The sequence below is a fragment of the Variovorax sp. W1I1 genome, from assembly GCF_030815625.1.
GTDB classification, from domain to species: domain Bacteria; phylum Pseudomonadota; class Gammaproteobacteria; order Burkholderiales; family Burkholderiaceae_C; genus Variovorax; species Variovorax paradoxus_C.
This window is the reverse complement of the sequence record NZ_JAUSWZ010000001.1, coordinates 1,239,604-1,252,515: the sequence shown is the minus strand read 5'-3', so window position 1 is coordinate 1,252,515 and position 12,912 is coordinate 1,239,604. Positions and strand designations below refer to the sequence as shown.

3 protein-coding genes are annotated in these 12,912 nt (G+C 68.2%); 1 reads left to right on the top strand and 2 read right to left on the bottom strand.

Annotation, left to right across the window (positions count from 1 at the left end; all coding sequences use genetic code 11):
- The first annotated feature begins 102 nt into the window (after positions 1-102).
- Positions 103-2,256, top strand: a complete 2,154-nt coding sequence (locus QFZ83_RS05815; protein ID WP_307503696.1) for a TonB-dependent siderophore receptor — start codon at positions 103-105, stop codon at positions 2,254-2,256.
- Between the two features lie 85 nt (positions 2,257-2,341).
- Here the strand turns inward: QFZ83_RS05815 and QFZ83_RS05810 are convergent, their stop codons facing one another.
- Positions 2,342-9,688: a non-ribosomal peptide synthetase gene (locus QFZ83_RS05810; protein WP_307503691.1), complete on the bottom strand. Its 7,347-nt coding sequence runs from the start codon at positions 9,686-9,688 to the stop codon at positions 2,342-2,344.
- 89 nt (positions 9,689-9,777) lie between these two features.
- Positions 9,778-12,909, bottom strand: coding sequence for an amino acid adenylation domain-containing protein (locus tag QFZ83_RS05805; RefSeq protein WP_307503688.1), 3,132 nt, complete (start codon positions 12,907-12,909; stop codon positions 9,778-9,780).
- Positions 12,910-12,912 lie beyond the last annotated feature (3 nt).

Below are 12,912 nucleotides of genomic sequence, written 5' to 3'. Positions count from 1 at the left end.
GCAAACGTTGCGACAGCACAACTAGTTTGTGAAATACGTTCGATCAGATAAGAACAATTCTCATTAAAATTCGCCCGGTTTAAATCTTAAGAAGTCCTTTCCATGCGCTCTCCTCCCCTGCCTCGTCAGCGTCTGCTGAGTTCCTCGCTCGCAGCGGCCTTCGGCGCCGCCGTGACCCTCTGGAGCCCCGCGGCTTCGGCGCAGGCGCAGACGCCCGCCCCGGCGACGCCCGCTTCGGGCAGCGCGTTGCCCGAAGTGCGGGTCACGGCCGAGGGAGAAAGCCCGATGGGTCCGGTGACAGGCTTCGCCGCCAAGCGCAGCCTGAGCGGCACCAAGACCGACACGCCCGTCCTCGAGATTCCGCAGTCGATTTCCGTCATCGGCCGCGACGAAATGAATGCACGGGGCGTGCAGAACGCCATGGACGCGGTTCGCTACACCCCAGGCGTGATCACCAACATCAACGGCCCGGACAACCGGGGTTGGGAAGACATCTCGATCCGCGGCTTTCCCGCGGGGCTGAGCATCTATCAGAACGGCCTGGCCCAGTCGCCTTTCAACGTCACCAACTACATAAGCGATCCCTACATGTTCGAGCGGGTCGAGGTGCTGCGCGGCCCGTCGTCGATGATCTTCGGCCAGGGCGATGCGGGCGGCATCACCAACCGCGTCACCAAGCTGGCATCGGGCGAGCGCAACCGCGAGATCGAGTTGCAGATCGGCAACCACCAGCGCAAGCAGCTGGCCTTCGACATCGGCGATCGCTTCGGGGAAACCTCCGACTGGAGCTATCGCCTCATCGGCGTGGGCCTGGACAGCAACGACGAAGATCGCTATCCGGACGGCCACAAACTCAACCGCACGCGCACCGTGCTGGCGCCTTCGCTGCAATGGAAGCCCAGCGCGAGGACCTCGCTCACGCTGTATGGCGAATACATCAAGAACAGTTCGGCCGAAGACACCTATTTCGTTCCGGACAAGGAGCTGCGTCCCACCGCGCTGAAGATGGGCGACTACAGCTTCAGCGCCATCGCGCAGCAGCAAAAGAGCATCGGCTACCGCTTCCAGCACGAATTCGCCGATGGCTGGACGGTGCGCCAGAACTACCGTTTCTCGCAGTTGGAACTGCATCGCCGCGTGGTCTGGACCACCGGCCTCCAGGAAGACGGCCGCACGCTCGACCGGGTCGCCCGCACCTGGAACGATCCGATGTCGCAATCGGTCATGGACACCAGCGTCGAAGGCAAGTTCAAGACCGGCTCGGTGCAGCACACGATGCTGTGGGGCGTCGACTTCAGCCAGCAGAAGGGCTCGGCGAACCAGTACCGCGATCCCGCGCCCACACTGGACTTCTACACGCCGGTCTATGGCCAATACATCCCCTATCCGACCACGCCGCTGAACATCTACCGGCAGGACACCCGGCAGATCGGCTACTACCTGCAGGACCAGATCAAGTTCGACGACCGCTGGGTGCTCACGCTCGGCGGCCGCAAGGACCATGTCCGCCAGATCACCAACGACCCGCTGAACAGCAGCCTCACCATCCAGCCCGACAGGAAGTTCAGCGGCCGCGCCGGCCTCACCTACCTGTTCGACAACGGTGTTGCGCCCTACATCAGCTACGCCGAATCGTTCCTGCCCAGCGGCGGCCTCGACGCCGACAAGAACCCCTTCAAACCCACCCGCGGCAAGCAGGTGGAAGTGGGCGTCAAGTACCAACCCGCGGGCAGCAGGCTGCTGCTGACCGCTGCGGTGTTCGACCTGCGCAAGTCCAACGTGGTCTCCTTCGATCCGGAGACCTTCGAGGGCCGACAGATCGGCGAGGTGCGATCGCGCGGCATCGAGCTGGAAGCCAAGGGCGAACTGCTGCCGGGCCTGAGCATCTCGGGCTCCTACACCCGCATGAACGTCAAGGTCACGAGCAGTTCCGATCCGGAAGAAATCGGCAAGGGCCTGCCCGAGAAGCCGAAGGAAATCGCGTCGGTCTGGCTCGACTACACGATGGGCAACGGCCTGGGCTTCGGCGGCGGCGTACGCCACGTGGGCAGGAGCCCCGGCAACGAACACAACACCTTCTTCTCGTCGAGCTACACGGTGCTGGACGCCGCAATTCGCTACGAACAAGGCCCGTGGCGCTATGCGCTCAACGTGTCCAACCTCGGCGACAAGAAGTACATCGCGAGCTGCTATGTGGACTCGTGCTACAGCGGCGCCCGCCGCTCGATCACGCTGACGGCCCGCTACAAGTTCTGATGCCGTCGTCCAGGTTCTGGCGAACCTGAAGAAAAGGGCCGCGATCCGGGTTTCGGATCGCGGCCCTTTTGCTTTCCCTATCGCCTCACGCCATTTCCAGCCGCGCAGCGGCCCATGTCTCGCCACCATCAGCACCGGCGGCCACTGACGCTTCGGTGGCCGCAAGCGCCGAGCGCACGCCGGCGAACAAGGCCGCATGGCGAATGATTCCCTGGTGATTCGTGTCGAGGTCCACGCTGGCGTTTGGCGCCGTGCCCAGGTCCTGCAGCAGCAACGCCCGCTCCTCGGCCGTCCTGCGCCGGCTCCACCAGAGATGCGGCGCAACCGCCGCCAGCTTCGGCAGCGGCGGCATTGCCGCAGTGGCCGCGTTGAAACGCCGCGCCGCCGCGACCCGCCCGACGACATCGATCGCTCCCATGTCAATGCCCAATGCCGCGATCATCTCGCTCACGGCGCCGTGGACCACCTCTTCGGATTCGTTGCGAATCGATTCGAAGCGATCGAGGATCGCCTCGACCTGCGCCGCACCGGCCGTCTCGGTCGCGACCTCGGCCACGAACTGCCTCAGGTCGTCGTACCAACTGCCTGGATCGAATTCGTCGTCCATCACGAAGCTGTCGACCAGGCCGACGAAGGAAACCTCGATGCCCTCCCGCTCGAGCAGGCTGGCAGTGTGCATGGCCATGACCGAGCCCAGCGACCAGCCGAGCAAAGCCACCGGACCGGACGGCCTGGCCGCGCGGATCAGGTCCACGAAGTACGCCGACATCTGCGCGACGGAATCGAGCCGCGTCGTGTCGGTGTAGCTGAGGCCGTAGACCGCACGCTGGCCTTCGAGATGCCGGGCCAGCGGCTGGTAGTCGAGCGCATTTCTGAGCCCCGGCGCGATGCAGAACAGCGGTGCGGCGCCGACGGGTGCGGCACCCGTGTTCAACAACAGCAACGGCTGCGGCAGCGCGTCGGCCGGCAGGCCGGCGGTCAGCTTCGCGATGGTCTGTTTCTGGAGCAGATCCTGCAGCGAGAACTTCAGTCGCGGGTCCTGGGTGCGCTGCATTCTCGCGAGCAGCTTGAGCGCCATCAGCGAATCGCCGCCGAGTTCGAAGAAGTTGTCGTTACGCCCCACGCGCGCCACGCCCAGCACCTGCGCCCACACCGCCGCCAGCGCCTGCTCGACCTCGCCCTCGGGCGCCTCGTGCGCCTGCTCGTTCGCATACTCCGGCTGCGGCAGCGCCTTGCGGTCCACCTTCCCGTTCGGATTCAGCGGCAGCGCCTGCAGCACCACCAGCGCGCCAGGCACCATGTAGTCCGGCAGCGCCTGGCCCAACCTCTCTCGCAGTTGGGTCGTCTTGATGGCTTGCCCCTGCTGCAGCGACACGTACCCCACCAACCGCGCACCGGTGGGGCCTTCGTTGGCCACCACCACCGCTTCGCGCACCTCGGGCTGCGCCAGCAGTTGCGCCTCGATCTCCCCCAGTTCGATGCGGAAGCCCCGCACCTTCACCTGGTGGTCGATGCGCCCCAGGTACTCCAACTGCCCATCGGCGTTCCAGCGCACGAGGTCGCCCGTGCGATACAGCCGACCACCCGCGCCATCGAAGGGATCGGCCACGAAGCGCTCGGCCGTCAGCGCCGCGCGCCCGAGGTAGCCGCGCGCCAGCAGATCCCCGCCGATGCACAGCTCGCCCGCCACGCCCTGCGGCACCAGGCTCAGGTCTGCGCCCACCACGCGCAGCGCGCGCCCGGCCAGCGGCTCGCCGATCGGCATGCGCAGCGGCACCGTTGCGCCCTCGCGCAGGTACGGTGCGCAGTCCAGCACCGACGCGGTGACCGTGGCTTCTGTCGGTCCGTAGGTGTTGAGCAGCTTCACATGCGCAAGCCCTGCTTCGCGCCAGGCCTTCAGGCCTTCCGGCGGCATCGCTTCGCCGCCTGCGTGCACCTGGCGCAGCACGCCGTAGTCGCGCACACCATGGCGCGCGGCATCCTGCGCGAAGTCCTGTGCCAGCAGGTGCCAGTACGCGGTGGTCAGGTCGGCCACGCTGATGCGCCGATCGATCAGCTCGCGGTAGAAGGTCTCGCTGTCCCACAGCGCGGGACCGCGCAGCACGATGGCAGCACCGGCCACCAGCGGCGGGAACACCTGCTCGATGAAGCCGTCGAAGTTCAGCGTCGAGAACTGCAGCATCCGGTCGGCCGCCGTCAGTCCGAAGAAGCGCACCGACTCCTGCGCGTGCTGCACCAGTGCCTGGTGCGGGATGCCCACGCCCTTGGGCCGTCCGGTGGAGCCGGAGGTGTAGATCAGGTACGCCAGGTTGTGGCCGTGCACCGCCACCTGCGGGTCGTGCGCGGGTTCGTCGTCCAGCGAGAGCGTGTCCAGTGCGAGCTTCGCGATCGACTCGTCCGTGGGCATGCGTGCAGCCACATGCGACTGCGTCACCAGCAAGCCCAGCCCGCTGTCGGCCATCATGTAGGCCAGACGTTCGGCCGGGTACTCGGGGTCCAGCGGCACATAGGTCCCGCCGGCCTTCAGGATGCCCAGGATGCCCACCACCATCTCGATGGAGCGCTCCACCGCGATGCCCACGCGGTGCTCCGCGCCCACGCCCAGGCCGATCAGCCGGTGTGCCAGGCGATTGGCCCGCGCATTGAGCTCGCCGTAGCTGAGCACCTGATCGCCGAGCACCAGCGCATCCGCTTCGGGCCGCAGGCGCGCCTGCCGTTCCATCAGCGCATGCACCGGCTCGCCATGCGGGTAGCTCTGCGCGTTCACACCCCACGCAGACAACTGCGCGCGCTCCGCGGCGTCCAGCAGTGCCACGTCGCCGACGGCCTGCTGAGGGCTGTGCGCAAGACCATCGAGCAGCACGAGGTAGTGCGCCAGCATGCGCTGCATGGCCGCGGGCTCGAACAGTTCCTTGGCATAGCTCAGGGTGGCATGGACGCTGCCGCGCTCGTCTTCCAGCAGGTCCAGCGTCAGTTCGAACTGCGCACCGCGCTCGCCCAGCGCGTAGTCCCGCAGCGCCAGTCCGGGAAGGTCCGAGTCCGCCTTGGCCTGGAACTTCTGATGATTCACCATGACCTGGAACAGCGGCGTCTGGCTCATGTCCCGTTCGGGCTGCAACGCATCCACGAGTTGTTCGAACGGCAGGTCCTGGTGCAGTTGCGCGCCCAGCGCGGCTTCCTTGGTCTGGAGGAACACATCGCCGAGCGCCATCCGCGGCGAAATGCGCCCTGGGAGCACCAGCGTGTTCACAAAGAAACCGACGATGCCCTCGGTGCCGATCCAGTGGCGGTTGGCCACGGGCATGCCCACGCGGATGTCCTCCTGTCCCGTGTGACGATGCAACAGCACGTTGAAGCCGGCCAGCAAGGACATGAAGAGCGTCGCGCCATTCGCCTTCACCAGCCGCTGCAACGCCTGGACCAGCGCCAGCGGCAGCTCGGTGCTGCAATGCGCCGCCGTGTAGTTCGCATTCGGCAGCCTCGGGCGATCGGTGGGCAGGCGCAGCACCGGCTGGGCCGTGCCCAGTTCCTGGCGCCAGTAGGCCAGTTGCCGATCGCGTTCGCCGTTCGCGAGCCAGTCCCGCTGCCAGGCCGCGTAGTCCGCATACTGGACCGACAGCGGCGCGAGGGCCGCGTCCTCGCCGCGCAGACCGGCGCGGTAGCGTTTGACGAACTCGTCGACGATGAGCTGCATCGACCAGCCGTCCGACACGATGTGGTGCATCACCACCACCAGCACATGTTCCGTCGGCGCAAGCCGTATCAGCGCCACACGCAGCAGCGGCCCGTTGCCGAGGTCGAACGGCGTCTGGTGCACCTTGTGCGCATGCGCCTCGGCCTGCGCTTCGCGCGCGCCGGCGTCCAGGCCGCTGAGGTCGATCAGCGGCACATCGAGCGACAAAGCGGCATGGATGACCTGGTCGGCCAGTCCGTCGTCCCTGGCACGGAACACCGTGCGCAGTGATTCATGGCGTTCCACCAGACCCTGGAAGCTGCTTCTCAGCACATCGACCGCCAGCTCGCCGCTCAGCCGGAAGCCGCCGGCGATGTGATACGCGATGCTCGACGGCGCGAGCTGCCACAGGAACCACTGGCGGGCCTGTGCATGCGACAGTGCAAGCCCGTCGTTCCTGTTCGCGGTACCCAGCAAAGGAATCGCGCGCTGCACGCCGCCATGGTCACCCTCGCCGGCCCGCATCGTGGCAAGCGCCAGTTCGGCGATGGTCTGGCGTTCCAGGATCTGCCGGGGCGTGACCTTCCAGCCCGCGTTGCGCAGGCGGGCCACGATCTGCAGGCTCAGGATCGAATCGCCGCCGAGCTCGAAGAAGTTGTCATTGCGCCCCACGCGCGCCACGCCCAGCACCTGCGCCCACACCGCCGCCAGCGCCTGCTCGACCTCGCCCTCGGGCGCCTCGTGCGCCTGCTCGTTCGCATACTCCGGCTGCGGCAGCGCCTTGCGGTCCACCTTCCCGTTCGGATTCAGCGGCAGCGCCTGCAGCACCACCAGCGCGCCAGGCACCATGTAGTCCGGCAGCGCCTGGCCCAACCTCTCTCGCAGTTGGGTCGTCTTGATGGCTTGCCCCTGCTGCAGCGACACGTACCCCACCAACCGCGCACCGGTGGGGCCTTCGTTGGCCACCACCACCGCTTCGCGCACCTCGGGCTGCGCCAGCAGTTGCGCCTCGATCTCCCCCAGTTCGATGCGGAAGCCCCGCACCTTCACCTGGTGGTCGATGCGCCCCAGGTACTCCAACTGCCCATCGGCGTTCCAGCGCACGAGGTCGCCCGTGCGATACAGCCGACCACCCGCGTCATCGAAGGGATCGGCCACGAAGCGCTCGGCCGTCAGCGCCGCGCGCCCGAGATAGCCGCGCGCCAGCAGATCCCCGCCGATGCACAGCTCGCCCGCCACGCCCTGCGGCACCAGGCTCAGGTCTGCGCCCACCACGCGCAGCGCGCGCCCGGCCAGCGGCTCGCCGATCGGCATGCGCAGCGGCACCGTTGCGCCCTCGCGCAGGTACGGTGCGCAGTCCAGCACCGACGCGGTGACCGTGGCTTCTGTCGGTCCGTAGGTGTTGAGCAGCTTCACATGCGCAAGCCCTGCTTCGCGCCAAGCCTTCAGGCCTTCCGGCGGCATCGCTTCGCCGCCTGCGTGCACCTGGCGCAGCACGCCGTAGTCGCGCACACCATGGCGCGCGGCATCCTGCGCGAAGTCCTGTGCCAGCAGGTGCCAGTACGCGGTGGTCAGGTCGGCCACGCTGATGCGCCGATCGATCAGCTCGCCGTAGAAGGTCTCGCTGTCCCACAGCGCGGGACCGCGCAGCACGATGGCAGCACCGGCCACCAGCGGCGGGAACACCTGCTCGATGAAGCCGTCGAAGTTCAGCGTCGAGAACTGCAGCATCCGGTCGGCCGCCGTCAGTCCGAAGAAGCGCACCGACTCCTGTGCGTGCTGCACCAGTGCCTGGTGCGGGATGCCCACGCCCTTGGGCCGTCCGGTGGAGCCGGAGGTGTAGATCAGGTACGCCAGGTTGTGGCCGTGCACCGCCACCTGCGGGTCGTGCGCGGGTTCGTCGTCCAGCGAGAGCGTGTCCAGTGCGAGCTTCGCGATCGACTCGTCCGTGGGCATGCGTGCAGCCACATGCGACTGCGTCACCAGCAAGCCCAGCCCGCTGTCGGCCATCATGTAGGCCAGACGTTCGGCCGGGTACTCGGGGTCCAGCGGCACATAGGTCCCGCCGGCCTTCAGGATGCCCAGGATGCCCACCACCATCTCGATGGAGCGCTCCACCGCGATGCCCACGCGGTGCTCCGCGCCCACGCCCAGGCCGATCAGCCGGTGTGCCAGGCGATTAGCCCGCGCATTGAGCTCGCCGTAGCTGAGCACCTGATCGCCGAGCACCAGCGCATCCGCTTCGGGCCGCAGGCGCGCCTGCCGTTCCATCAGCGCATGCACCGGCTCGCCATGCGGGTAGCTCTGCGCGTTCACACCCCACGCAGACAACTGCGCGCGCTCCGCGGCGCTCGACAGGTCGATGCTTGCAAAGCTGCGGTCCGGATCGGCTGTGAGCATTTCCAACAGGCGCACATAGCAGTTCGCCAGCCGCGCCGCGGTGGCTTGGCTGAAGAGGTCGGTGTTGTACTCGAGCTGCGCGAAGGCGCTGCGCGCATCGATATGGAAATCGAGCGACAGGTCAAACTTCGCACCGACGTGCTCGGCCGGAATCAGTTCCGCGCGCGTGCTGTCGAACGCGACCTCGACCGCGCCATCAGCCATCTGCACGCCGAACATCACTTGGAACAAGGGGCTGCGCGCGGCGTCGCGGTACACCTTGCGACTGGCCAGCAGCACCTCGAAGGGCAGGTCCGCATGTTGCAGCGCATGCATCGCGTCCGCCCGCACCTGCCGGCAGATCTGGCGCAGGCTCAACTGCGGTGCGAGCCGCGCACGGAACACCTGCGTTGTGATGAAGAAGCCCAGCAGGTCTCGCACCTCGTCGCGGTGGCGGCCCGCATTGGGCGTGCCCACGGCGAAGTCGCTCTGCCCGCTGTACCAACCCAGCAGCATCTGCCAGGTCGCGAGCAGGATGACGAAGGGCGTGCACTTCTCGGCACGGCAGAACTTCTGCAGCGCCATGCCAAGCTCCGGCTCCAGCGCGAAACCATGCAGCGCGCCGTTGAAGGTCTGGCGCGGCGGCCGCTCGGCATCAGTGGGAAGTTCCAGCGGCGGCACATCGGGGCCGAGGTGCGCATTCCAGTGTTCGAGCTGGCGCGCGAGATCGTTGCCGAGGACACGCTCGCGCTGCCACAGCGCGTAGTCGGCGTATTGCACTGCCAGCGGCGGCAGGTGCACCGCGCCGCCGCTGCGCACCGCCTGTTCGTAGGCCGTGCTCAGGTCACCCGCCAGGATCGGGTTGGACCAGGCGTCCGAGACGATGTGATGCATGCACACCGCCAGCACATGGTCGTCGTCGCCGAGCGTGACCAGCCGCGCGACCAGTGCCGGCGCAGTGCCGAGATCGAACACATGCAGCGTCGTGCGGCGCACGATGTCGTCGAGGCTGGCCTTGCGCTCGGCCTCGGGCCGTTGCGACAGGTCGATGCGCTCCAGCACGAAGTCGACCTTGGCCTGCACGGCCTGCAGCGCGATGCCGTCGCGCTCGAAGAAACGCGTGCGCAGGATAGCGTGGCGCTCGACCACGGCCTGGAACGCCCGCTCCAGCGCATCGGCATCGACCGCGCCGCGCAGCCGGAAGGTCCGCGGCAGGTTGTACGCCGTCAGCCGGGGCTCCAGGCTCTGCAGGAACCACAGCTGTTCCTGCGCATAGGACAACGGCACCTCGTCGCCGTCCGACACCTGCGGGCGGATCTCGTCTTCGTCGTCCCATGCGGTGTTCGCCTGCGTTGGCGTTGTCCTGTCGATGCTGCTCATCAGTTTCTTGCCTTGCACATGTCAAGCCGGTTCCCGGCCGTTGTCCAACCATTTCGCCGCCGACGGAACGCATCCGCCGGCGGATTTCCTCATGCCGCGGCGGCCGCCTCGAGCCGGCTCGCGGGCTGTAGTGCCTGCGACGCGAGTTGTTCCAGCCCGTCGACGTCCTCGCTCTGCGCGCGCAATGCCGCGGCCAGCGCGGCCGGGCTGGCGTGGTCGAACACCACGCCCGGCGCCACGTCGATGCGCAGCAGCTTGCGGATGCGCGCCACCAGCTTGATCACCAGCAGCGAGTGACCGCCGAGCTCGAAGAAGTCTTCCTCGATGCCGATGCTCTCGCGCTGCAGCAGCCTGCCCATGCTGTCGGCCAGCACGGCTTCGAGGGCATCGCGCGCCGCCGTCGCCTGTCGCGGTCGCGCGCTGTCGAGCGCGGCCAGCGGCAACAGCCCGAGGCGATCGATCTTGCCGTTCGGCAATCTCGGGAATTCCGCCAGCACGGTGCAATGCGCCGGCACCATGTGGGCCGGCAGCAGCGTGCCCAGTTGCGCGATCACGGAAGCCACCTGCGCCGCTTCGTCGCTGCCGACCACGAAGGCGTGCAGTTGCACCCCGCCATCGGACCCGGTCGCGGCCAGAACCGCAGCTTGGCGCACGCCGGGTAGCCCCAGCAGCGTCGCCTCGACCTCGGCCGGCTCGACGCGGAAGCCGCGGATCTTGACCTGATGGTCGGCGCGCCCGGCCAGGCACAGGCCGCCCTCGGGCAGCACGTGGGCCAGGTCACCCGTGCGATAGAGACGCTCGCCCGGTTGGAACGGGTCCGCCACGAAGGCATCGCCGGGCTCGCGGTTGAGGTAGCCGCGGCACAGCTGCGCCCCGCCGACATACACCGCGCCCAGCCCGCCGCTGGGTACCAGGCCGAGCGCGTCGTCGAGCACGTGGACCCGGTTGTTCGCCAGCACCTGCGACAGCGGCATGACCGGCGACGCGGCATCGCCCGCGGACACCCGGTGCACCATCACGCCCACCGTGGTCTCGGTCGGGCCGTAGTGGTTGTAGACCGCGCATGCCGGCGCCAGCCGCTGCAGCCGCTCGACCAGCGCGCGCGGCGTGGCCTCGCCGCCCAGCACCAGGGTGGCGGGCAGCCGGGGCGCATCGTCCTCGAGCAGCGCTTCGAGGTGCGAGGGCACCATCTTGAGCGCGTCGATGTCACGCGTGCGCATGAAGTCGGCGAAGGCCCGCGCGTCGCGCGTGTCGTCCGGCCCGGCCACCACGAGGCATGCGCCGTTGAAGAAGGCGCCGAACAGCGCCGTGTTGCCGAGGTCGGCGACCACCGAGCTGGTCAGCGCCCAGCGGCGGCAGCGGCCCAGGTCCATCGCGGCGGACGCGGCGGCCACGTAGTTGAGCAATTGCCCCTGCTCGATCACGACGCCCTTGGGCTGGCCAGTCGAACCTGAGGTGTAGAGCACGTAGGCCAGGTCACGCGGCGACGCTGCGTGCGTCGGCGTGTCGGGCGACAACGCGTCGATCTGTTCATCGTCCGGCGCGGCATGCACGACGAGCGCGGGGGCCGCATCGGCCAGCACCGCATCGCGGCGTGCGGCGGGCCACTCGGGGTCCATCGGCAGGTAGCCGGCGCCGATGCGCCAGCTCGCCAGCATCGCGATCAGCAGATCGGCCGATCTCGGAAGATTCAGCGCCACCAGCGACCCCGCGCCCACGCCCTGGCCGGCGAACCAGTGCGCCACGCGGTTGATGCGCGCATGCAGCGCGCGGTAGCTCAGGCGCAGGTCGCCGGCTTCGAGTGCGGGCGCATCGGGCGTCGTGTCGGCCCAATGGTCGATCCGCGCCGAGAGCGACGGTACCGCCACATCGAGCGCCGCACCGCGAAACGCCAGCAGCAGCACGCGTTCGCGATCTCCTACCAGCGGCAGGGCCGAGACAGGGGCATCGGGTTGCGCCAGCGCGGCACCGAGCAACGTGTGAAACTGCCACAGCAGGCGCTGCGCCGCAGCCGCCGAATAACGCGATGCGTCGCCATGAAGTGAGAGACCGACGCCGTCGTTGCCGCGATCGGCCTGCAATGCCAGTTCGAAGCACGGCATCGGGCCGGGCACGGCGTCCACCTGCCAGCCCGCGCGCGCGCCATGCCGCGCGTTGAACGCAAAACCGACGCAGAGGTGCGCGGACGTCGGTGGCGCGTCGATCGGCCAGTATTCCTGCGCCTCGGAGTGCGCGGCGAGGGTCGCGCCGAATTGCGACAGCCAGTGCGAAAACCCTTGCGACGGTGCGACCTGCACGACGACGGGAAGAATCTTCTCGAACACGCCGACCGATCCCTGCATGACCTCGTAGTCGTGTCGGCAATCGTGCTGCCAGCCGCCGGCGAAGGCGCCGCCTTCGGTCAGTTCGGTCAGGCGCGCCAGCAGCAGCCACCAGGTCGCCTGCAGAACGACCTGCGGCGTGGTGCCGGCCTTGGCGGCTGCGTCGTCGACGCGCTCCAGCAGCGCGGCATCGATGCTGTCGGTGGCGAGCAGGCGACCTTGCCCATCCTTAGCCGTCGCAACGCCTTCGCTCCTGACGCGCAGTTGCGGTGCCGCCAGCGTGACTGCCTCGCCGACATACCCATCCCAGTAGGCACGCCCCTGCGGAGCCTCGTCGCCGCCTTCGAGGTCAAGCCGCCACTCCACGAACTGCTCATACTGGAAAACGTCGTCTTCATCGGGCAAGGGCTCGCCCAGGTAACGGGCAGCGGCTTGCTCGAACAGGTTCTGCAGGCTTCCCTTGTCGGCGGCAAAGGGGCTGGCCGCCAGCACCAGCGCGTGCTGCGCGTCGCCGAGTCGGACGAGCCCGGCGCGCAACACCTGACCGCGTGCGATGTCCAGCGGCTCCTGCGCGAAGGCCACGAGCCAGCCGGCCAATGCCGCGTCGCGATCGGCGCGACCACCGAGATCGGCGCTGCGCCAATCGAGCGCCGGCATTTCGTCCAGTTGCTGCTGCCGCAGTCCGCGAAATCCCGCGGACTGCACGACTGCCGAGCGCAGCGCGCCGTGGACCTGGGATGCTGCTTCGATTGCGTCGCGCAATCGCGAGGCGTCGAGCGGTCCGTCGATGCGGGCGCGCAGCGTCAATGCCGCGCCGGCTGCCTGCGACATCGCGCCGGCGGCCCGTTGCTCGGGGCTCAGTGCCAGCGTGGCTGGCGTGGGTTCAAGAATCACAGACATGGT